Origin of the sequence: Sinomicrobium sp., from assembly GCA_029266035.1 — a bacterium.
Lineage (GTDB): Bacteria > Bacteroidota > Bacteroidia > Flavobacteriales > Flavobacteriaceae > Sinomicrobium.
In genome coordinates this window covers 1-23,024 of record JAJUFH010000008.1, presented here as the reverse complement: position 1 = coordinate 23,024, position 23,024 = coordinate 1, and the positions used below count along the sequence as shown (strand labels likewise).

General features: G+C 43.6%; 16 protein-coding genes. 12 read left to right on the top strand and 4 right to left on the bottom strand.

The features are described 5' to 3' along the window. The first annotated feature begins 136 nt into the window (after nucleotides 1-136). The 3 genes from ACYZZR_RS05865 to ACYZZR_RS05855 all read left to right on the top strand — a co-directional run bounded on the left by ACYZZR_RS05865 (nucleotide 137) and on the right by ACYZZR_RS05855 (nucleotide 3,704). Complete coding sequence (locus ACYZZR_RS05865) at nucleotides 137-799, top strand: succinate dehydrogenase cytochrome b subunit (RefSeq protein ID WP_461533064.1); 663 nt, start codon at nucleotides 137-139, stop codon at nucleotides 797-799. Between the two features lie 9 nt (nucleotides 800-808). Next, a complete protein-coding gene (locus ACYZZR_RS05860; RefSeq protein WP_461533063.1) occupies nucleotides 809-2,818 on the top strand; it encodes a fumarate reductase/succinate dehydrogenase flavoprotein subunit in 2,010 nt (669 codons plus the stop codon). A 142-nt stretch (nucleotides 2,819-2,960) separates the two neighbouring features. Further along, nucleotides 2,961-3,704, top strand: coding sequence for a succinate dehydrogenase/fumarate reductase iron-sulfur subunit (locus tag ACYZZR_RS05855; RefSeq protein ID WP_461533062.1), 744 nt, complete (start codon nucleotides 2,961-2,963; stop codon nucleotides 3,702-3,704). Between the two features lie 81 nt (nucleotides 3,705-3,785). Here ACYZZR_RS05855 and ACYZZR_RS05850 read toward each other — a convergent pair whose 3' ends face one another. Continuing rightward, complete coding sequence (locus tag ACYZZR_RS05850) at nucleotides 3,786-4,955, bottom strand: beta-ketoacyl synthase N-terminal-like domain-containing protein (protein ID WP_461533061.1); 1,170 nt, start codon at nucleotides 4,953-4,955, stop codon at nucleotides 3,786-3,788. Nucleotides 4,956-5,158: 203 nt separating this feature from the next. After that, nucleotides 5,159-6,433 (bottom strand): adenosylmethionine--8-amino-7-oxononanoate transaminase, encoded by a 1,275-nt coding sequence (gene bioA / locus ACYZZR_RS05845; RefSeq protein ID WP_461533060.1) that lies wholly within the window; start codon nucleotides 6,431-6,433, stop codon nucleotides 5,159-5,161. 59 nt (nucleotides 6,434-6,492) lie between these two features. Between bioA and ACYZZR_RS05840 the strand changes: the two genes are divergently transcribed. Then, a complete protein-coding gene (locus tag ACYZZR_RS05840; RefSeq protein WP_461533059.1) occupies nucleotides 6,493-7,989 on the top strand; it encodes an ArnT family glycosyltransferase in 1,497 nt (498 codons plus the stop codon). 162 nt (nucleotides 7,990-8,151) lie between these two features. On the opposite strand, the gene bioD is transcribed toward ACYZZR_RS05840, so the two are convergent. Together bioD and ACYZZR_RS05830 are read right to left on the bottom strand one after the other, a co-directional pair. Then, a complete protein-coding gene (bioD, locus tag ACYZZR_RS05835) occupies nucleotides 8,152-8,775 on the bottom strand; it encodes a dethiobiotin synthase (protein WP_461533058.1) in 624 nt (207 codons plus the stop codon). Nucleotides 8,776-8,777: 2 nt separating this feature from the next. Beyond that, nucleotides 8,778-9,935 (bottom strand): aminotransferase class I/II-fold pyridoxal phosphate-dependent enzyme, encoded by a 1,158-nt coding sequence (locus ACYZZR_RS05830; RefSeq protein WP_461533057.1) that lies wholly within the window; start codon nucleotides 9,933-9,935, stop codon nucleotides 8,778-8,780. 602 nt (nucleotides 9,936-10,537) lie between these two features. Here ACYZZR_RS05830 and ACYZZR_RS05825 point away from each other — a divergent pair. From ACYZZR_RS05825 to ACYZZR_RS05790, 8 genes are all read left to right on the top strand, one after another. Next, nucleotides 10,538-11,314, top strand: a complete 777-nt coding sequence (locus ACYZZR_RS05825) for a DUF3108 domain-containing protein (RefSeq protein ID WP_461533056.1) — start codon at nucleotides 10,538-10,540, stop codon at nucleotides 11,312-11,314. 4 nt (nucleotides 11,315-11,318) lie between these two features. Continuing rightward, nucleotides 11,319-12,287, top strand: a complete 969-nt coding sequence (locus ACYZZR_RS05820; RefSeq protein WP_461533055.1) for a tryptophan 2,3-dioxygenase family protein — start codon at nucleotides 11,319-11,321, stop codon at nucleotides 12,285-12,287. Continuing rightward, nucleotides 12,287-13,549, top strand: coding sequence for a peptidoglycan DD-metalloendopeptidase family protein (locus ACYZZR_RS05815; RefSeq protein ID WP_461533054.1), 1,263 nt, complete (start codon nucleotides 12,287-12,289; stop codon nucleotides 13,547-13,549). The genes ACYZZR_RS05820 and ACYZZR_RS05815 overlap by 1 nt, the downstream gene beginning before the upstream one ends. Before the next feature lie 39 nt (nucleotides 13,550-13,588). Continuing rightward, nucleotides 13,589-15,232: a glucose-6-phosphate isomerase gene (gene pgi, locus ACYZZR_RS05810; protein WP_461533053.1), complete on the top strand. Its 1,644-nt coding sequence runs from the start codon at nucleotides 13,589-13,591 to the stop codon at nucleotides 15,230-15,232. A gap of 273 nt (nucleotides 15,233-15,505) precedes the next feature. Next, nucleotides 15,506-18,796 carry a TonB-dependent receptor gene (locus ACYZZR_RS05805; protein WP_461533052.1) on the top strand — a complete coding sequence of 1,097 codons (3,291 nt, stop codon included), beginning with the start codon at nucleotides 15,506-15,508 and terminating at the stop codon, nucleotides 18,794-18,796. 115 nt (nucleotides 18,797-18,911) lie between these two features. Continuing rightward, on the top strand, nucleotides 18,912-19,349 hold the full coding sequence (locus ACYZZR_RS05800; protein ID WP_461533117.1) for a hypothetical protein: 438 nt from the start codon (nucleotides 18,912-18,914) through the stop codon (nucleotides 19,347-19,349). Nucleotides 19,350-19,368: 19 nt separating this feature from the next. Beyond that, nucleotides 19,369-19,794: a Fur family transcriptional regulator gene (locus ACYZZR_RS05795; protein WP_461533051.1), complete on the top strand. Its 426-nt coding sequence runs from the start codon at nucleotides 19,369-19,371 to the stop codon at nucleotides 19,792-19,794. A gap of 126 nt (nucleotides 19,795-19,920) precedes the next feature. Next, nucleotides 19,921-21,903, top strand: a complete 1,983-nt coding sequence (locus ACYZZR_RS05790; RefSeq protein WP_461533050.1) for a heavy metal translocating P-type ATPase — start codon at nucleotides 19,921-19,923, stop codon at nucleotides 21,901-21,903. The last annotated feature ends 1,121 nt before the right edge of the window (nucleotides 21,904-23,024 follow it).

The window sequence follows — 23,024 nt, the reverse complement described above, 5'->3', positions numbered from 1 at the left end:
AAAATTATGAATTTAAGCTCTAAACAAGCTGTTATCTTCTTTATACTCATTCTAAATTCAATGGAAAAGCGGAAACAAAGTTTGCCCATATCTTTCTTCCGCTGTACTTTTGTACTGTTAAAAAATCATAAAACCAATGAGTGGGATTATAAAATCTTCCATTGCGAGAAAAGTAGCAATGGCTCTTTCTGCACTTTTCTTATTAGTGTTCCTTCTGCAACATTTTATTATCAATTTCAGTTCTGTATGCAGTGAAGACACCTTTAATGAGTTGTCGCATTTTATGGGAACCAATCCGTTTATCCAGTACCTTATGCAACCTATACTTATCTTTGGAGTGGTATTCCACTTCGTGATGGGCTTTATACTGGAGGCGAGGAACAACAGTGCGAGAAGTGTTAAATACGTAAAGTACAACGGCGGGGCCAATTCCTCGTGGATGTCCAGAAACATGATTTTTAGTGGAATCGTAATCCTGGCATTCCTCGGACTTCACTTCTACGATTTCTGGTTTCCCGAAATCGCTCACAAATACATTCACGCCCTACCCGAAGATCCGGGGAGATATTACGGCGAAATGGTGGTGAAGTTTCACGACCCTATACGTGTAGGACTGTATTGTTTGGCCTTTGTTTTCCTGGCTCTACACCTACTACACGGTTTCAGCTCCGCATTTCAGTCTGTGGGCTTTAACAACAAGTACACTCCAGCGGTTAAAAAACTCGGAAAAGCTTATGCTATAATCATTCCTCTAGGATTTATTTTTATAGCGCTTTTCCATTATTTCAACTCATTATAATTCACGATTATGGCTACCTTAGATTCGAAAATACCGGAAGGCCCTTTAGCCGATAAGTGGACCAATCACAAGAACAATATAAGACTGGTAAACCCAGCCAACAAGCGTAAGATAGATGTTATTATCGTAGGAACAGGATTGGCCGGAGGATCGGCCGCCGCTACTCTTGCAGAGCTGGGGTATAATGTAAAAGCATTTTGCTATCAGGATTCCCCCCGAAGAGCACACTCTATCGCCGCTCAAGGTGGTATCAACGCTGCAAAAAACTATCAGGGAGACGGCGATTCTATCTACCGTCTGTTTTACGATACTATAAAAGGAGGAGACTACCGCTCTAGAGAAGCCAATGTATACCGTTTGGCCGAGGTTTCAGGAAACATCATAGACCAATGTGTGGCTCAAGGAGTACCGTTTGCTCGTGATTACGGCGGACTGCTCGACAACCGCTCTTTTGGTGGGGTACTTGTTTCTCGTACCTTCTACGCCAAAGGACAAACAGGACAACAGCTGTTGCTAGGGGCTTATTCCGCTATGAATAGGCAGATCGCCAAAGGAAAAATAACCATGTACAACCGTCACGAGATGCTCGACGTAGTTGTTGTAGACGGAAAAGCGAGAGGTATTATTGCTCGTAACCTCATTACCGGAGAAATAGAAAGGCATTCCGCTCACGCAGTAGTTATTGCAACCGGTGGTTACGGAAACGTATTCTTCCTCTCTACCAATGCTATGGGATCTAATGCCACAGCAGCTTGGAAAGTACACAAAAGAGGAGCCTACTTTGCAAACCCTTGCTACACTCAAATACACCCTACCTGTATTCCCGTTCACGGTGACCAGCAGTCTAAGCTGACTCTGATGTCTGAATCACTGCGTAACGACGGAAGAATATGGGTTCCGAAAAAGATAGAAGATGCCCAAGCCATTCGCGAAGGAAAGCTGAAACCTACCGAGATAGCCGAAGAAGATCGCGATTACTACTTGGAAAGACGATATCCTTCTTTCGGTAACCTCGTGCCGCGAGACGTGGCTTCGAGAGCTGCTAAAGAGCGTTGCGATGCGGGATTTGGTATTGTAAACAACAGTACTAACGAAGGGGTTTTCCTCGATTTTTCATCAGCGATTGAACGATATGGAAATGAACAGGCCCACATCAGAGGTATTCACAATCCTTCTAAAGAAAAAATTACTGAACTCGGTGAAGAAGTAGTCGCCTCCAAATACGGCAACCTCTTCGATATGTATCAACAGATCACCGACGACAACCCTTATAAAACTCCTATGAAAATATATCCTGCGGTACACTATACCATGGGAGGTATTTGGGTAGATTACAACTTGATGACCACCGTGCCTGGCTTGTACGCCATAGGAGAAGCCAACTTCTCCGATCACGGAGCCAACCGCCTCGGTGCATCGGCACTGATGCAAGGACTGGCAGACGGTTATTTTGTACTCCCCTATACCATAGGAGACTATCTGGCCGATGATATACGTACAGGACCCATACCGACAGATACCCCCGAGTTTGATCAGGCAGAGAAAAATGTAGTAGACAGTATCAATAAGCTGATAAACAACAACGGTAAGCACTCTGTAGACTATTTCCACAAAAAACTGGGACACATTATGTGGAACAAGGTGGGAATGGCTAGAAATGCACAAGGACTGAGCGAAGCCATCCACGAGATTGCCGAACTTAGAGAACAGTTCTGGAAAGAAGTTCGCGTACCGGGAACCTCTGAAGAATTTAACCAAGAACTCGAAAAAGCAGGTCGAGTAGCCGATTTCTTAGAGCTCGGTGAACTCTTTGCAAGGGATGCTCTCGAAAGAAACGAATCCTGTGGAGGACATTACAGAGAAGAATATCAGACCGAAGAAGGAGAAGCCAAAAGAGACGATGAACATTACACCTATGTAGCCGCATGGGAGTACACCGGAAAACCCTCCGAGGCTGTCCTGCACAAAGAAGACCTGAAATTCGAGAACGTAGAACTAAAAACCCGCTCCTACAAGTAAGAGACGCCATGCATGGCGTCTCCACCCCCCCCAGCAATAATAAGGGAGTAGAACTGGGCTTAAGATTATAGAAGAAGCGTAAGGCTTCGGACGATGAAGCACAAGGCTTCAGGCAACAGTATAACGCATAATGAAATAACAAATGAATCTCACACTAAAAATATGGCGCCAGAAAAACGCAAATGCCAAAGGCGCCATGGAAACATACCAGGTAGAGAACATTTCACCCGACAGCTCTTTTCTCGAGATGCTGGACATACTCAATGACCAGCTTATCAACGAAGGCAAGGAGCCTGTGGCTTTCGACCACGACTGCCGAGAGGGAATATGCGGTATGTGCTCACTTCAGATCAATGGTGAGCCTCATGGTCCGGGTAGAGGAATCACTACCTGCCAGCTGCATATGCGTAAATTCAAGGATGGGGATACCATCTTTATCGAACCCTTCCGCGCAAAAGCATTCCCGGTAATCAAAGACCTCGTAGTAGATCGTTCTGCATTCGACAGAATACAACATGCCGGAGGGTATATTTCGGTAAATACTTCCGGAAATACACAGGATGCCAACGGAATTCCCGTAGAAAAACACAATGCAGACAAGGCTTTTGATGCAGCGACCTGTATAGGTTGTGGTGCCTGCGTTGCCGCTTGTAAAAACGCCAGTGCCATGCTGTTTACTTCAGCCAAAGTTTCTCAGTTTGCCCTTCTTCCTCAAGGACGTGTAGAGGCTACTGATAGGGTGCTGAATATGGTAAAACAAATGGATTTGGAAGGATTTGGAAACTGTACCAATACCGGAGCCTGCGAAATTGAATGTCCCAAAGGAATATCGCTGGAGAATATCGCTCGTATGAACCGAGAATACCTCAAAGCGAGTATTAAATAAAAGAGCTCAGTCTCAAAAATTAAAAAGGGGAAAGACCATTCTTAAAGAACGGTTTTTCCCCTTTTTACATCCTATACAATCCTATTTATCCACCGATCCGAGTAGTATGCTCACGGCATTTCCTCCAAATCCGACTGCATTGACCAAAATCCTTTGAATATTCTCGGGAATCTTTTCTTCTCCAGAAAAAGGCACCTTTACAAATTTGTCGTTTTGCAGCATCTGTACGGCAAATTCCATACTCAACATACCCGATGCCCCAAAACTGTGTCCTATCTTCCACTTGTTGGTGGTAAGTGCCGGAAGCTTTTCTCCAAATACCTTTTCTATGGCATTGCGCTCTGAAGCATCTCCTTTAATCGTACCCGGAGCATGCATAACGACCACATCTACCTCCTCCGGATTTACCCCACTCAAAGCCATTCTCATAGATCGCTGAAAACAATCGGCATCTTCCGTAATCGAAGTGTTGTGTTGCAACATCTCAGTAGCATATCCCACCCCTTCGATATAGGCCAGTGCTCGATCCTGTTTTCCCGTTTCAAGACAAGCTACTGCAGCACCCTCTCCCAACACCATACTGTTCAACCGCTTCTCCATATCCAGCGCCCGGCAAGGATAACCATCATCAGGCATCTCCCTCGCGTATACCTTTAACGCTTTCATTTGGGCTATGGTAAAAGATGTCAGCGGGGCTTCACTACCCCCAACCAAAAATTTATCCGACATCCCTCCCCTCAGCCATGCCACTCCGTTGAGTACAGCGTGCAAGGCGGTAGCACAGGTTATAGAATGCGATATTTCAGGACCCCTGCTCTGAAGGTCGTGGGCAATCCAAGATGATATATTTCCCAAAGTAGTAGTAGGTGAAGAAAGCGTATGTGCCTTTCCTCTGTCCAAAAAATCTTTGTGATAGGTTTCAAACAAACCAGTAGCTCCCCGAGAAGAACCGATGTTGATTCCAAAAGTACTCCCCCTGTCCCATCCGGCCATCGCTATGGCTTTGCGAGAAGCATATAAGGCAAACAGCACCGAATCGTCAAGGCTCCTGTACTTGAGATCCTCATTTCTCAATTCCGCTATAAGCTGACGCGCCTCTTCCGACAAAGAGGCGACAAAAGCCCTGTCTTCACCAAAAGCTCTCTCTGCAATACAGTGACCGGAATTGAGATAATTGTCCCATACGGAAACTGAATCAATACCTAATGGCGAAATAGAAGATATGGCTGTGATAGAAATTGGTTTCTGCACCGTCTTTTAGTGTCAAAAGTAATCAATTTATTTTCCGTAAAAGATTAAAACAGCTTGAAAAGCAACACTCAATTTGGTTACCCTTTCAGGGCGAAACCATCAACGACAAAAAGAATATTGGCTGAAAGCCATTGTCAATTCAGCCTAGGGCAACGCTCTGGGGATAAAAAACCAAAGCATATTTTGCGGGCTGAAAGCCGAAATCAATCCACAACACTATTCAATGCGCGCTCTATAGTATTGTATATTTTCTGCAATTGTTCATCGGTCGCCACATAGGGAGCAAGAATGTAAACGGTATTCCCCAGTGGTCGCAGATATACTCCTTCTTCCATAAAAAACTGAAACAATTTATCCCTCAGTCCCCCATAGCGCTCTGTATCCACCTTTATTTCCAAGGCGTAGATCACCCCGAGCTGCCGTGTTCGAGCTACTTTAGGATGCTTTTTAATCACTTCGTCAAAGCGGCGATGTGATGCTGTAATCCTTTTGATATTCTCCTGCATTTCATCGGACCTCAGCAGTTCTATTCCCGCCAGAGCTACCGAACAGGCTACGGGATTGGCCGAATACGTATGTCCGTGAAAGAGGCCTTTGCTTATATCGTCACTGTAAAAAGCGTCGTAAACCTTTTGAGTACAGCTAGTCAGCGCCATAGGTAGCATTCCGGCGGTAAGGGCTTTTGACATACTGATTATATCTGGCAATTGCTCCATATACTCCGATGCAAAATTCTTTCCTGTTTTACCGAATCCTGTCATCACTTCATCGGCTATGGCAATCACATCGTATTCTTTACACAGTCTGATCAGGGTATTCAATCCTTCCGCATCGTGCATTTTCATAGCTGCAGCCCCTTGTACTAGAGGTTCGTATATAAATCCAGCCACATTTTCGGTACGCAGTATCTCTTCGAATTGCTCTATCACCTCTCCACTATTCGTCCCATCCGGTACGGGAATGCGCTTTACATTCAGGAAGAAATCTGAAAACGGACCGTTGTACACCGACAATCCCGAAACAGACATCGCCCCGAAAGTATCGCCGTGAAATCCTTCTTCGAAAGCGATGAGCACATCGCGCTTTCTGCCTTGATTAAAATGATACTGCAAAGCCATTTTTATCGCCACATCGGAAGCTGTAGAACCGTTGTCGGAAAAAAACAGTTTCTGCTGATTGTCGGGCAATATTTCCATCAAGGCTTCCGAGAGCCGTACTGCCGGTTCGTGTGTAAAACCGCTAAACACCACATGATCCAACTGTGTCATCTGTCGGTATGCCGCTTCTGCGATATAGGGGTGGCAATGACCGTACACACAGGTATACCACGAAGCTATACCATCTATGTATTCCTTGCCTTCATCGTCGTACAACAAGGCTCCTTTGGCCCTGGTTATAGCAACCGTATCGGGATGTAGTTTGTGCTGTGTGAGTGGGTGCCACAGGTGTTTTTTATCGCGTGTTGAAATATTTTTCATGAGAAACGGTTTTTGTATTATCTTGCAAAGATGAGAATTGTCGTTAAACCAAGCCAATTTTGAAGCTGTTTAAACAAGGGATTTCCCTTAATTATCAAAAGATAAGACTACTGTATATCTTCCTGATATTTCTGGGAGTTGCACTCTTTATCCGCTTTCCATTCTTTTTTCGGGATTATATAGATCGGGACGAAAGCACATTTATCCTGATGGGGCAATCATGGGCAGAAGGCCATCTTCCTTATACCTATCTCTGGGATCTCAAGCCTCCATTGGCCTTTCTTTTCTTTGCGGCGGTCATCAAAATTTTCGGAAAGAGTTTTATTGCTATTCGCCTTGCGGGCACTATTGGCATTGCTATTACATCGCTCTTCTTGTTTAAAATAGGCGATCGTTTGTCGGGAAAAAAGACCGGATTTTGGTGTGGAATGCTCTATGTTTTTCTATCCAGTCTCTTTGGAAACATACAAGGAGTAATGACCGAGCACCTATCTATGCTCTTTGCTATTCCCGGTTTTTGGTATGTAATCAAGGCCACGCGCAACAGGCATTTTTTCTTTGCCGGTCTTCTCTTCGGCATCGCAGCTATGACCAAGCTCAACCTCGCTTATCCCATATTCTTTACCGGTCTAGGTATAGTATTTTTCAGGTATAAGGACAAAGGATTCGCAGCGGCTATAAAAACGGGCTGTTACTATGCTATCGGTGGTATTATTCCTGTGCTGTGTACCGCCGCTCCTTATTATTTCAGCGGACTATTCGAAGTGTGGTGGGAATCGGTGATTCTCGCTCCCCTTCACTACGACACCCCAAATCCGGCAAATAATATCGATGCCTTTGTAGATCTGCTTCCCTTTATCTTTATTACCGGTATTCTTATACTGCTCAACCACAAAAAGAAGTGTTTCCCAAAACGCTGCCAAAACTATACCTATATATTACTATCCATTTTTGGAGTTATGTTCTCCTTTGTCCAATCCGGGGAAGTCAACAGCCACTACCTCATACAACTATATCCCTTCCTAATTCTACCTCTAGCTATTGTAGTCAGTCATTTTTCACAGCTCAACAGTATAAAAATCATCCCTTTTATCGCCCTTGTAGTTATGCTTCTGATACAGTTTGAACCCTTGCGGGAATATTACCATGTGGGCAACAGAATATTGGACGGAAAGTCTCCCTACAACGGAGAAGGCATTGAGGTTTCGGAATATATCGAAAAAAACATAGGCGATGTAAGGTCGGTCTTTTTTCTGGAAAACCATATTGGTTACTGGCTTACAGACGAGTACCCTCCTACTAAATCGGTGACCCATCCCACCAATCTCAAACGCGAACAACTCTACCCTTATTTTGACAATCCTCGTCTTAACAGCATAGAAGAACTCAAATATATCTGTTCAGAGATAAGTCCTGAACTCATCGTAACCGAAAAAGGAAAGATTCCTTTTTTAAATGACAACACCGCGCAAAACATCTATTTCAAAAACATCCTCAACAGCCGATACCACCTTATAAAAAAAATAGGAGAAGCCGAAATTTACCGACTTAAGTAAATTGGGTGGAAGAGCACCTTCAATAACAAAACCCTTTTGGGGTAGTCTGAGTCTACTGGCTGATATCACCACGTCAGCTCCTAGGGTTGCTTCCTCGTGATGACAATGCTCCTAAAACTAAAAAACTACAAACTAAGAACTATGAACTAATCAACCCCAACCTCACAGTCTTTCGAGCACTGGCAAAAACCGGGAAGCATAGTTGCGCACTACCTCTCGATCAAAGTGCTTCTCTTCTGATATGCGAAAAACTATGGGGATTCCACTCATTTTTTCAATAATGGATTCGGTCGACGGGTTTTCTGCTCCACTGATAACAATTCCCGCTATATCCGCATTTCTACGCTTCAGTGCTTCTACTGTCAGCAATGTATGATTAATACTTCCCAGATAATTTCTCGAGACCAAAAGCACCTTATGGTCTGGCCTGATTAGATCTGCAATGGTATCCTTTTCATTTAAGGGCACCAACACCCCACCCGCACCTTCAATCACCAGATGGTTGTCAGTTTGGGGTTCCGATATTGCCCCTACATCTATGTGTACTCCATCTATATCGGCAGCCGCATGCGGACTCATAGGCGTATTCAGCGCATAGGCATTGGGGTAAGTTTTTGTTGTTGAATTGGAAATAAGCGCAGACAGCTTATGTGTGTCTGAATAATCCAGATCACCCGCCTGTACGGGCTTCCAGTAATCGGCCTTTAGCGCCTCGACTACCACAGCCGACACTACGGTCTTACCTACTTCGGTAGATATTCCGGTAATAAAAAATTTCTTTTTCATGTTTAAATTTTTTTACGCAATTCAGAAAGCAGATGCAGGGCTGTCGAGATCTCTTCTTCTGTATTATAGCTGTGAAGACAAAAACGCAGTCGTTCCCTACCTTCAGGTACTGTGGGCGACAATATGGGTTTAACTAAAAAGCCCTGTCTCTCCAGCTCCTGTGCCAAGTGTTTCACCCTGTCGTTTCCAGGAATCACACAGCAGTGTACCGCAGAGCGACTTTCTATAAAACAGGACGACAGCTGTAATACTTCTACCTGCCTTCGGAAGAAATCGACATTGTGTATCAAGGCGTTTCGCACAGCTGCTGTCATCTCGTCATAAGCAACCATAATCGCAGCTAGGGCATGAGGAGGCATAGCTGTAGTGTATATAAAACTACGTGCAAAATTGATGAGATAATCCTTTAACCTATTTGAACCCAGCACAGCTGCGCCATGACATCCTACCGCCTTTCCGAAGGTTGCAATACGAGCAAATACCCTGTCTTGCAAGTCGAGTTCCTGTACCAATCCTTCTCCTCTCTGCCCAAAAACCCCTATCGCATGAGCCTCGTCTACTATCAAAAATGCACCATACTGTTCGGCAAGCGCGGTCATCTTATCCAGGTTAGGAATATCGCCATCCATAGAAAACACCGACTCGGTTACAATAAACAGATGTCCTTCGACGGGTTGTTCCGCATTGTTTTTCACCCTTCGAATACGCGATTCCAAGTCGTCTATATCGTTGTGCTTAAACCGAAAGCCCTTTCCCTGCCCCATACGTATCCCATCGCGTATACTGGCGTGTATCAATTCGTCGTACAACACCACATCACCGCGTTGAAGCACACTGGAAAACAATCCGATATTGGCATCATAGCCCGAATTGAACACCAAAGCGGCTTCTGCCTTGTGAAATTTGGCAAGTTTTTCTTCTACCCTGCCATAACAGGCGTGATTTCCCGACAAAAGTCGCGAACCCGTTCCTCCATTTTGAGGTCTACCGAGCCGTTCTACGAGATCAGCTGCCCGATAAAAGAGAGAAGTGTTTTTCGAAAGTCCGAGGTAATCGTTAGAATAAAAATCCACTCCTTCCAAAAGTAGGGGCAAAGACCGGATTGCATTGTGTTCTTCACGATCTTTTAATCTCCTGTATAGTTTTTCAGGTAATGACATAAGTCAAAGGTATAAAAAAGCAGCACAGCACAGGCTTAAAAAACAGACGATTTAGCACGGTTATTTTCCTCAAAAACGCTATTTTTGAAATTCAAAATCCGCTTTTCGATTTAGGGTTTCAACACAAATTGATCTCCGTCAAATCTACGAAAACGTTTTCGTAGATTAACCCTTATATAACGCGGCTTGACAAAGTATAACAACATGTTAATTTGCATCGTTTTTCTTTGCGGATAAACTAAATTTCGTTAACAAAAACTATTGTTTTGCCCCCCTTTGCGTTAAAGTTTCTTAAAAGCATTTCCAATTGTGTTTTTCTGACATATCTTTGCTTCAGCAAAAGGGGTGGTGCCCTTTTGTAACTTTAAGTAAAGTTTTCATAATTTAAAGTTTTGGTTGGTTAATTGAAAGGCCTGGAGATATCCGGGCCTTTCGTTTTTTATACCCCTTTCTCTTTCAACGGCACAAACGCTATACCCTCGTTGTGTGTAATCACGGCTCAAAACAATATTTCACAACTTTCGATCAAAATTAATAGCCTGTTGTTTTTCTGGCATTGTGGCAACATTTTATTATTTTTACAGATAATTTTTGGCCCGTATATGAGAACTCACATCTTAACCTTCATAGTTTGTTGTCTCTTGGTTACCGCCAATGCACAACACAATGCCTTTGCATCTGGCGAATGGTTGCAGTACCGCGTACATTACGGTATCTTTAATGCGAGCTATGCCACATTGGAAATTGAGGAAGAATCCTTTGAAGGAAAACAGGTATTTCACGTTGTAGGCAAAGGGCGCACTACCGGACTGGCTAGACTGTTTTTCAAAGTGGACGACAATTACGAGAGTTATTTTGACAGAGACAGCGGACATCCTTACCGCTTTATCCGTCAGATAGACGAAGGGGGGTATACCAAAGATTTGCAGATAGATTTCGATTACGCCTCAGGGCAAGCTATAGTAAACAATAAAAAACATAAGAAAACAACCACCATTGCAGTGGATAGCGACATTCACGATCTGCTCTCTGCGGTGTATTTTTTACGCAACCACTTCACCTCCGAAGACATGCAGCAAGGCCTCGAAAAGGAACTCAACCTGCTTTATGACGATGATAAAACCTTCAAGTTTAAGCTCAAGTTCTTGGGGAAAGAAGTATTAAAGACTAAATTTGGCAAAATTTCGTGTATCAAGTTTCGCCCCTACGTTCAGGCAGGAAGGGTTTTTAAGGAGAAAGAAAGCCTTACGCTCTGGGTTACTGACGACGACAACAAGGTTCCTCTTCGCATCAAAGCCGAGTTGAAGGTAGGTTCTATCAAGGCGGATCTCGAGGAGTTCAAAGGCTTGAAACACCCGTTCAAAGTAGTAGCAGATTAAAATCATGGAAATAAAACCAGAAATTGCGGAAAGAATTCACAAATTAGAAGAAAAGTACAAGAATTCCGGACAGGATCTTGGAGCCTATCTCGACGGACTGCTACACCAGCGCTATCTCACTTATTGGGACTACGTACAACTGGACACCCTGCTCAGCCTTCAAGTTCCCCGCACTCACTTTCCCGATGAAGAGATCTTCATCATGTATCACCAGATTACCGAGCTCTACTTTAAGCTAATCATACACGAGCAAAAACAAATCGTAGACGACAAACTGCAGGACGCAGATTTTTTTATAAAAAAGATAGACCGCATAAATCGTTACTTCAAGGCGCTTATCACCTCGTTTGAAGTTATGGTTCACGGAATGGACCCCGAACAATTCATGCAATTCCGCATGTCGCTGCTGCCCGCCAGTGGTTTCCAATCGGCCCAATACAGAATGATAGAGTTGTATGCCACTCCTATGGAAAATTTGGTACATCATTCAGTAAGAGATCGCTTTTCTTCCGATACGCCTACAGAAGTACTCTATGAAAACATCTACTGGAAAAAAGGCGCAACCGACAAAGACACCAGAGAAAAGACACTTACGCTCAAACAGTTTGAATATCGCTATACTCCGAGATTTATGAGAATATCAAGTGTGGTAAAAAATGCCACCATATACGACAAATTCCTTCAGCTACCTCTGGAAGATCGGAACAGACCGGAGATTATAGAGAGCATGAAGTCACTAGATACCAATGCCAATGTAAACTGGCCTCTGGTACATCTGGGATCTGCGTATCGATACCTCAGAAAAGACGACACTACTATAGCAGCCTCAGGTGGAACCAACTGGAGGGAATTTTTACCTCCGGGATTTCAGAAAATCATCTTTTTTCCTGAAATTTGGAGCAAAGATGAAAGGGAAGATTGGGGAAAAGAATGGGTGGAGCACAGATTTAATCCGGAAAACTCGAGAAACTAATGTTGAAAAAAGTTGCTTTGCTTGCATTGGTCATCACTTTTATGGCCTGCAAAAAGGAGAAGGAAAAAAATGTAGAAACTGTAGAGAGAGAAGTTTCAGAGCCTATTGAAATTACAGAATTCGGGTTTAACCTCAACGACTATATCGTTCGCCGTGACACTGTAAAATCGGGTGATAGCTTTGGGGAAATCCTCGCCAGTAACAACCTAGATTACAGCAAGGTGTATCAGATTACCGAGGTTGCCAAAGACACTTACGACATAGTGAGAGGGCTCCGCGTAGGCAAGCCCTACACCCTGCTCTTTAGCAAAGACTCCTTACAAACACCACAGTGCTTTATATATCAACCCAACAAGGTAGATTATGTAGTGATCAACTTTGCCGATTCCATACAGGCTTACAAAGACAAAAAACCGGTCACTGTAGTAGAACGAGAAGCCTCAGGGGTTATCACCAGCTCGCTCTCTGAAGCCATCATGGATCAGAAGTTAGATTACCAAGTCGCATACGAACTCTCTAATATTTACGCTTGGACTGTCGATTTTTTCAGACTTCAGAGCGGAGATCGGTTTAAGATTATCTTTGAAGAAAAATATATAGACGACACCATCTACGCGGGCATTGGAAATGTAAAGGCCGCCTATTTTGAACACAACAAAAAACCCTTTTACTCTTTCAAATTCCAAACCGACTCTGTAAACAAGGTAAGCGATTATTACGACGAGAAGGCCAATACGCTTCGCAGAGCGTTCTTAAAGGCTCCTCTGGAATACAGCAGGATTTCCTCCCGATATAATCCGAGACGTTTCCATCCCGTACAAAAGCGTTGGAAAGCCCACCTCGGAACCGACTATGCCGCCCCGCACGGCACTCCTATCAAAGCTACAGCCAACGGCACCGTTACCAAATCGAGCTACACTTCCGGCAATGGGAATTATGTAAAAATAAGACACAACAGCACTTACGAAACACAATACCTACACATGTCGAAGCGAGCTGCCAAAGTAGGACAATACGTAAAACAAGGCGAAGTGATAGGTTATGTGGGAAGCACCGGTCTGGCTACCGGTCCGCATGTGTGCTACCGCTTCTGGAAAAACGGAAAACAGGTAGATCCCTACAAACAGGACCTCCCCTCTGCCGAGCCGATCAAAAAAGAACTCAAAGACAGTTATCTGACATATATAGAGCCACTCAAGTCGAGACTGGACAATATTATTTTTGAAGAGGATCAAGAAAAATTGATCACCTCTGCCGAATAGGATCCTTCTGCACCCAAACCTTTTAATAACGTATTGACAATGCCTTTACCGAAAATAAACCCTATTCAAACTCAGACCTGGAAAAAACTGGCAGATCACTACCGAGAAACTCGCAACACTGAAATGAAGTCTCTCTTTGAAACCGATCCCGAAAGAGCTTCTAAGTTTGCGGTACAATGGAACGATTTTTTTGTCGATTACTCCAAAAATCGCATTTCGGAAGAGACTTTAAGTCTGCTTTTGGCATTGGCGGAAGAGGTACAACTGAAAGATGCTATACAAAAATATTTTTCGGGTGATCTTATTAATGAAACCGAAAACCGCGCAGTGCTCCACACCGCACTTCGCGCTTCGGAAAGTGCAGATATCAGGGTAGACGAGGTAAATATCGTACCCGAAATACAAGAGGTGAGAAAAAAGATAAAGACATTTAGCGAGGCTGTCATTTCAGGCGAAAAAAAGGGATATACCGGAAAGGCGTTTACCGATGTGGTCAATATCGGTATTGGAGGTTCAGACTTAGGACCCGCCATGGTGGTCGAAGCCTTGAAATTTTATAACAATCACCTACGAGTACATTTTGTGAGCAACGTAGACGGCGATCACGTTTACGAAAGCCTAAAAGGCCTCAATCCTGAAACTACGCTCTTTGTCGTAGTATCAAAAACCTTTACAACCCAGGAAACACTCAGCAATGCCAATACTATAAAAAACTGGTTCCTAAAACACGGCTCTCAAGAGGATATCGCTAAGCATTTTGTTGCCGTATCGACCAATCTTCCCAAAATAACAGAATTTGGTATTGCCGATGAAAATGTGTTCCCTATGTGGGATTGGGTAGGTGGGCGCTTCTCACTGTGGAGCGCTGTAGGCCTCTCTATAGCTCTGGCTGTAGGTTATGAACACTTCGAACAACTATTGGAAGGTGCTAGAAAAATGGACGAGCATTTCAGATCGGAAGAGTTTGAAAAAAATATCCCTGTCATTTTGGCGCTTATCAGCCTGTGGTACAACAATTTTTACGGAGCCGAAAGCGAGGCTATCATTCCCTATACACAATATTTAAACCGCTTTTCAGCATATCTGCAACAGGGAATTATGGAGAGTAACGGAAAGAGCGTAGACCGAAGCGGTCACCGGGTAAACTACCAGACGGGAACCCTGATTTGGGGAGAGCCAGGAACAAATTCGCAACACGCTTTCTTTCAGCTTATTCACCAGGGAACCAAACTTATTCCTGCAGATTTTATCGGTTTTGCAAAGTCACTACACGGAGACAGCAGTCACCACAACAAACTCATGGCCAACTTCTTTGCCCAAACCGAGGCGCTGCTCAACGGAAAAACCAAAGCAGAGGTCATCGCCGAATTTAAAGCCAAGGGAACAGCCCAAGAGGAGATCGACCAACTGCTTCCCTTTAAAGTGTTTGAAGGCAATAAACCCACCAACACTATACTCATAGACCAGCTTACCCCCAAAAGTCTCGGAGCGCTTATCGCCCTCTACGAGCACAAGATATTTGTTCAAGGAGTTGTTTGGAATATCTTCAGCTACGATCAGTGGGGGGTAGAACTCGGAAAACAACTGGCCAATACCATCTTAAACGATATAGATCATCCGGAAAATACAGTACACGACAGTTCTACCACACAACTACTAAAATATTTTACCTCCAAACAATAAACAGCATACTTTTTAACATTGCACAACACTCACAGCACCTCTTTTTGAGCTCAGTTATGGAAGTTTTGTTATAGATACAACTTTTCATCACAAAATTATGTTAATAAATATGTGTAAAAATTAAACTTTCCACAAGTAAACCCACTTATTTAATGAGTAATTTTATGAGAAGCGTTAAAACACTTGAATGTTAACTTATTTAACATTGACTTAATATTCAATATAGGCAGATACATCAATTTTGCATAACTAAATCTTTTATAAATCTCACAGATGAAGACAATTTACAATGTGTTTTTTACGGTAGTTTTTGCTCTTGTGGCAACAACTACCTTTGCGCAGGTAACTACGTCCAGTATTAACGGGCAGGTTACAGATGATCTCGGACCGCTTATGGGTGCGTCCGTTGTCGCAACGCACACCCCTTCCGGAACTACTTATGGCGCCGTTACTAACGAAGACGGGCGCTATACACTGCCCGGGATGCGTGTAGGCGGACCGTATACCGTAGAGATATCCTATATGGGATACGGCACCAATGTTACCAAAAACATCACTATTGGATTGGGTGCATCCTTTATCCACAATGTGGTTTTAACTCAGGAAAGCATGGAGTTAGACCAGGTAATTCTCACCGCACAAAGGGGAAAATTTTCAGCCCAAAAAACCGGAGCCGCTACCAACATTTCCAACGAGCAAATGACTGCACTGCCTACTATCAGCAGGAGTATTGCAGATATGGCTCGTGTTTCTCCTTATGCCAACGGCATGAGTATGTCGGGCGGAGACGGACGTTCGACCAACTTTACTATAGATGGGGCCAACTTCAACAACAACTTTGGTTTGAGTGCTAACTTGCCTGGTGGTGGAAACCCCATCTCATTAGACGCTATCGAAGAAGTTCAAGTAGTTGTTTCTCCATTCGACGTACGTCAGACTAACTTTATCGGTGGTGGTATCAACGCCATTACAAAGTCGGGAACCAACACTTTTAAAGGTTCTGTATACACCTTGTATACCAATCAGGATATGCGTGGTAACAGAATTGGAGACACCGACTTCGGAGAGCGTCCGAAAGCATCTACAACTACTATTGGAGCCACTGTTGGCGGACCTATTATAAAAGATAAATTATTCTTTTTTGTCAATGCTGAAACTGTAAAAATACCAGGGCAAGTTGTAGATTGGAGACCTTCAGAAGACGGAGTTGCAGACTTGGATTTAATGCGTTCTCGTACCAGTATTGCCGATATGGAAACCGTAAGAAACCATTTGATCGACAATTACGGTTACGATCCCGGATCGTATGACAGCTATCCTGCGGACGAAACCAACAAAAAATTGTTGATCCGTCTGGATTGGAACATCAATGACGCACACAAATTGAGCGTTCGATACAACTACACTAAAAATGAGGCGTGGAACCCTACAAACGGAAACTCTACAGATGCCGGATACCGAAATAGAACTATGGATCGTATTTCACAGTACTCCATGGCCTTCTCCAATTCTACGTACTCGATGAATAATATTGTAAACTCAGTATCTTTCGACTTAAACAGTAGATTCTCAGACAAAATTTCGAATCAGTTTTTGGCCACTTATACCAAAATAGAAGATATGCGTGGTACAAACTCATCGCCCTTCCCCTTCATCGACATCATGAATGGATTGAACGCTGATGGCACTCAAAATATAGAGCCCTATATGTCTGCAGGTTACGAACTGTTTACTTGGAATAATGGGGTAAACAACAATATTTTGACCATTGTTGACAACCTCACTTACTACGCAGACAAGCACAAAATTACTGCAGGTTTGAGCTATGAGCACCAAATGGCAAACAACTCCTATATGAGAAACGGTACAGGGTATTACCGATACGCCAGCTTGGAGGACTTCCTCAATCAAGCCGCTCCGAGAGACTTCGCCGTAACTTACGGTTATGATGGAGAAACCGATCCTACCGCAGAGGTTGCTTTCAACCAGTTTGGAATATATCTTCAAGACGAATGGGATATTAACAGCAAGTTTAAACTCTCTGTAGGTCTTCGTGCAGATTACTTAAAATACGAAGACAATATACTCAGAAACAATGCCATCTACGATTTGGATTTCGCAGGTAGACATATAGATACTGGTAGTTGGCCGGATGCCAATGTTCAAATCTCACCAAGAGCAGGATTTATCTGGGATATAAAAGGAGACCAGTCTATGAAACTCCGAGGTGGAACCGGTATCTTCTCCGGAAGATTGCCTTTGGTATTCTTCACCAATATGCCTACCAACTCCGGTATGGTGCAAGGAAGTTATGCCGCTACCACTACCTATAATGCAGACGGTTCTGTAAATGTTGCACATCCTGCCTTGGCAGATTTGGCGGGCCCGATGATTACAGACGTAAACGAAATGATAGACAGGTTGGGATTACCCAATACCATTACTCCTGAAGATGGTGTTTTGCCACGTGATATCAACGGTGTAGATCCCAACTTCAAAATGCCACAAGTGTGGAAAACTTCTTTGGCTTTCGACTATCAAATCCCTACTAAATTCCCATTCTCGGTGACTTTAGAAGGTATTTACACCAAAACCTTAAACGGTGTGATGCTCAAGAACTACAACCTTATGCAGCCCGACGATTCATGGGAGCGTTTTAGCGGACCCGACAACCGCTATATGTATCCTTCTGATCTCTCTACTATTTCTTACCAGGATAGAGCTGCATATATGCTGTCTAACACCAATGAAGGTTGGGGAGCTATAGGGAACATCACTTTGAATGCTGAGCCGGTAAAAGACTTGAATTTAATGGCTTCTTATACCTATACCGAATCTAAAGAGATTTCAGGTATGCCAGGTAGTAACGCGGCCTCCGCTTATAACGGACTTATCCAAGTAAACGGACCTCATTTGCCTAAACTCCAACGTTCACAATACGTAATTCCGAGTAGAGTTATCGCTTCTGCTTCTTATAAATTACCTTGGTCTAACGACTTCTTAAAATCATCTACCTTCGTGAGTTTGTTCTATTCTGGATATTCTCCTTTTGGAAATAGCTACACCTACACCAACGATATGAACGGAGATGGTATCGGAACAGATTTGATCTATATTCCAAAAGGAAGAGGAGACATCAACTTTGTGAGTCAAGCTGATGAAGATGCGTTCTTCGACTTTATGGAGCAGGATAAATATTTGAAAAAACACAAAGGAGAATACGCAGAGGCCTATGCTGCTCGCGCTCCTTGGGTTCACAAATTCGACCTTAGATTACTGAGAGAGTACTACTTCAAGATCGGTGAATCTACAAACACCTTGCAATTGAGCTTAGACTTCCTCAACATAGGAAACCTTATCAACAGCAAATGGGGTGTTAGAAAATCAAATAGCATATCCAACAATAGCGCTGTCTTAACTTATGAAGGAGTAAATGCCGACAACGAGCCTACTTACTCTTTCCCAACAGTTAATGGAGATTACCCAACAAAATCTTACGATTACTACTACAACTACAACGAAACTTGGCAACTACAAGTTGGCGTTAGGTATAAGTTTAACTAATCGCAACTTTACAATGTATAAAAACCTCACCTTCGGGTGGGGTTTTTTTATATCCCCTTACCACCCGTCTTTATCTCAAAAATCACTACTTTTGATAAAACTTAAAAACAAAGACATGGGCATCGTTCAAACCTTACACTCTTACTGGGCATACCTCACTCTTGCCATGCTAGTCATCGCTGCTATCAACGCGATTATGGGCTATTTCAACAGCAAACCCTACATCATGGGCAAAGACCTCCGCATAAGTCTTTTTGCACTTATTTTTACACATATACAATTCCTTATCGGTTTAGTTTTGTACTTCGTTTCCGAACGATTTTCACTCTGGTCCGAACTCGGAGTTGGAGGAGTGATGAAAAACGAACTGGCAAGGCTTTTACTGGTCGAACATCCTCTTACCAACATCCTCGCTATTATACTCATTACCATAGGATGGTCGAAACACAAAAAAATAGAGAATGCAAAGGGAAAATTCGGAAAAATAGCCTTTTTCTATACCCTCGGTCTCGTCCTACTACTCGCTAGAATCCCTTGGGATCAATGGTTGTAGCTTAAAAAAATATATCGTCTTGTTTGAAAAGTGGGTCTCATTCATAGAAAGAAAAGGCGTTAAGGCCACCCCGGTGCGAATGCTCACCCTGGAACAACTGTGCAAAGACCACAATGCAAAAAGCCTTTCCGAACTGCAGATATTGTTAGATACCGTCGACAAGGCCACGATATATCGTACCCTCAAAACTTTTGAAAAACACGGCATCATACACGCGATTGACACCGACAGTGATGCCGTAAAATACGCCCTGTGTAGCCCGTACTGCGCTGCAGAAGAACACACTCATACTCACCCTCATTTTGTATGCGAGAAGTGCAGTGCTACCTATTGCCTTGAAGAAACCAAAATATCCCTGTTGCAATTCCCCGAAGACCACGCCGTAAACAGCGTGGCAGTAATTATCAAAGGACGCTGCCCTTCCTGTCGAGAGAACACACCTTAAAAATTTCCTATCGGCTTTACTCCGTATTCTGACATCTGAACTTTGCAACCGGGTTACATCTTTTATCTCCTAATTTTGGTTCGTAAATCAATCCGACACCACCCGGATTCCTAAAAAGACAACAAGATGCAGTCACATACCCATCACACCGGATGTCATCACGAACACAGCGGTGTATTCGGCAAAAATACCGAGCTCGTATTTTCCATCCTCTGCGGAGTATTTCTACTTGCGGCTTACCTGTTAGACAAATTTGTTCCACAAAGCGATTACGCCCTGTACTGTTGTATCTCAGCCTATTTTTTCGGAGGATATTTCGCCCTGAAAGAAGCGATTGAAAAAATAATCCGCGGCGGATTTGAAATAGACTTCCTTATGATTGTCGCCGCCGTAGGAGCGGCTGTTATCGGTAAGTGGACCGAAGGAGCATTGCTGCTCTTTCTCTTTAGCCTGGGCCACGCTTTGGAACACTATGCCATGAACAAAGCGAGAAACTCCATCAAAGCCTTGGGAAACTTATCTCCAAAAAAAGCCGTGGTGAAGAGAAATGACACTATAGAAGAAATACCCATAGAGCAACTCGAGATAGGCGATATCATCATAGTAAAACCCAATAGCAGAATCGCAGCAGACGGGCTTGTTGTGGGAGGGAAAAGCAGTGTAGATCAAAGCCCTATTACCGGTGAGAGTATAGCGGTAGACAAACATCCGGTAGAAAGCGGTAAAGAAACCGCTGATTTCGCCAATATTCCCACCCCAAACAAGGTTTTTGCCGGTACCGTAAACGGCAATGGTGCCTTGGAAATAAAGGTGTTAAAACTATCACGAGATTCGACCATGTCGCGTATGATAAAACTGGTGAACGAAGCCGAATCGAAGCAATCACCTACCCAGCATTTTACCAAAAAATTCGAGAAGGTATTTGTGCCCTCCGTTATACTTCTAGTCGTCGTACTTTGCTTTGCCTTTCTAGTAATAGACGAAGCTTTTTCCACTAGTTTCTACCGAGCTATGACCGTACTCGTTGCTGCCAGTCCTTGCGCTCTAGCTATTTCCACGCCAAGTGCTGTGCTGAGTGGTGTAGCGAGAGCTGCCCGATCCGGAGTACTCATCAAAGGAGGAAAGGCACTAGAGAACCTCGGTAGTTTGACGGCAATAGCCCTCGACAAAACCGGTACCCTTACCCAGGGAAAACCACAGATCACCAACCTAATCGCCTTTGATCAGGAAGAAGAAATCTCATTTCTCCACTGTGTACTTGCCTTAGAAAAACAGAGTGACCACCCCCTAGCTCGCGCCATAGTTTCCGGCATCTCTGAAAAATTATCTTTGGCTGCGACAAAAAACATCCCCGAAGCTTCTGATATCGAGGCTATTCAAGGCAAAGGAATCAAGGCTGTATACGAAGGAGAGCCCGTTTACATAGGAAACCTCGCTCTGTTCAAAGACGAGACCAAAATGGTGATTCCAAAACCTGTTCTGAAGCAGATAACAAGCTTTCAAGAAGAAGGACATACCGCCATGCTTGTGAATAAAAGGGGTGTTTTTACAGGGATCATCACCCTTATGGACAGTCCGAGAGAAAGTGCGCGAGAAACCCTTGAAAAGCTGAGGAGAATCGGAATTCAAAAAATGATTATGCTTACCGGCGACCACCAGAGAGTGGCAGATGCTATCGCCACTCAGATCGGACTTACCGATGCCCACGGCGATTTGCTTCCGGAAGACAAAGTAGAGCTTATCAAAAAACTGCGCAGGGAAGAATCTCGTATCGCCATGGTAGGCGACGGGGTAAACGATGCCCCGGCTATGGCACACAGTACCGTAGGTATAGCCATGGGAGCTGCGGGTTCTGATGTAGCCCTCGAAACCGCAGATATCGCATTGATGAACGACAAACTGGAAAAACTTCCCTTTGTGATAGCACTGAGTAGAAAATCCAAAAAGATCATCCGACAAAACCTGTGGATCAGTATGGGTATGGTGCTGTTTCTCGTCCCCTCGGCCATCATCGGATTTACCGGAATCGGCTCCACTGTAGCCCTACACGAAGGCTCTACATTATTGGTCGTCATCAACGCACTCAGATTGCTAGCTTATAAAGGGTAATAGGAATAGTTTTTTAGTTCTTAGTTGGTGGTTTATTAGGCTGACTGACAAACAGAATGTGGTTCTGAAAACTCTCCCCCCTATTTGCAATCAACTCCTCCCTTCAGACGAAAGGAGGTGGCATACTGGAGGTATGACGGAGGGTTTGAAAACCCTAACTATCCCAATATTACAAGTCTTAGTGCTATTCGAGAGACTCCGGCTGCAAAACCTGAGCTTGTCCCTACCAACCCGGCTGGGAAAGATTTTTCCCCAAGATTAAAGAATCTTTAACAGCACAATATTCCTTCTCCACACATTATTTCTCTTCATTTTGTCTTGACACAAAACGAAGCAAAAAGTCAAGAAGCCTTTGAGGAAATTTTCCCGGCACACCGGGAAACCAGCTGAATTCCCGCTACACGCTCTTTTTGCTATTGCAAACGCGATTCCGCGGGAATTAAGCTTATTTCTGAAAAGGCTTCGGGTTTGGGAAATATCGACATGTAGGTCGTACAAAACAAAAAAACAAAAAAACACTAAGAACTACGAACTAATCAACAACAAATCTCACCACACTAATTCGTCTATGGGGGAGACGCAAAATTTTGCGTCTCTACAGCGTCTGGTTTATGTCATATCGCTGTTCTACTAATCGCCCTGTATAAGGTTGTAAGGCCATAATAAACAACTATGAACTAATGGATTGTTATTGGGTTAATGGGTTATTGAGTGATAACTCATCACCAAGTCTCCGCGTCAACAAAAACCCTTCCTTCATTTTGTCTTGACACAAAACGAAGCAAAAAGTCAAGAAGCCTTTAAGGAAATTTCCCCGGCACACCGGCGAACCAGCTGAATGCCCACTCCATGCTCTTTTCGCTATCGCGAACGCAATTCCGTGGGAATTCAGCTTATTTCTGAAAAGGCTTCGAACTTGGAAAATATCGGGAGTATAGTTCGTACAATACGAAAAAACAAAAACACAGAAAAACAAAATCACTGACTACGCCTGAAATAGGTTGCCCTTTTTCGCAAGATAATACAACATGAAAAAATCAGGAACCCGACGAGTTTTTGACTTGGATTTAAAATTAAGTTTGGTAAGTCAGATTGAAAAGGGAGAATTAAAAGTATCAGAG

Coding starts and splice junctions, on each gene's coding strand:
- ACYZZR_RS05865 (WP_461533064.1), top strand. CDS start 137: ATGAGTGGGATTATAAAATCTTCCATTGCGAGAAAAGTAGCAATGGCT.
- ACYZZR_RS05860 (WP_461533063.1), top strand. CDS start 809: ATGGCTACCTTAGATTCGAAAATACCGGAAGGCCCTTTAGCCGATAAG.
- ACYZZR_RS05855 (WP_461533062.1), top strand. CDS start 2,961: ATGAATCTCACACTAAAAATATGGCGCCAGAAAAACGCAAATGCCAAA.
- bioA (WP_461533060.1), bottom strand. CDS start 6,433: ATGAAAAATATTTCAACACGCGATAAAAAACACCTGTGGCACCCACTC.
- bioD (WP_461533058.1), bottom strand. CDS start 8,775: ATGAAAAAGAAATTTTTTATTACCGGAATATCTACCGAAGTAGGTAAG.
- ACYZZR_RS05830 (WP_461533057.1), bottom strand. CDS start 9,935: ATGTCATTACCTGAAAAACTATACAGGAGATTAAAAGATCGTGAAGAA.
- ACYZZR_RS05825 (WP_461533056.1), top strand. CDS start 10,538: ATGAGAACTCACATCTTAACCTTCATAGTTTGTTGTCTCTTGGTTACC.
- ACYZZR_RS05820 (WP_461533055.1), top strand. CDS start 11,319: ATGGAAATAAAACCAGAAATTGCGGAAAGAATTCACAAATTAGAAGAA.
- ACYZZR_RS05815 (WP_461533054.1), top strand. CDS start 12,287: ATGTTGAAAAAAGTTGCTTTGCTTGCATTGGTCATCACTTTTATGGCC.
- pgi (WP_461533053.1), top strand. CDS start 13,589: ATGCCTTTACCGAAAATAAACCCTATTCAAACTCAGACCTGGAAAAAA.
- ACYZZR_RS05805 (WP_461533052.1), top strand. CDS start 15,506: ATGAAGACAATTTACAATGTGTTTTTTACGGTAGTTTTTGCTCTTGTG.
- ACYZZR_RS05800 (WP_461533117.1), top strand. CDS start 18,912: ATGGGCATCGTTCAAACCTTACACTCTTACTGGGCATACCTCACTCTT.
- ACYZZR_RS05790 (WP_461533050.1), top strand. CDS start 19,921: ATGCAGTCACATACCCATCACACCGGATGTCATCACGAACACAGCGGT.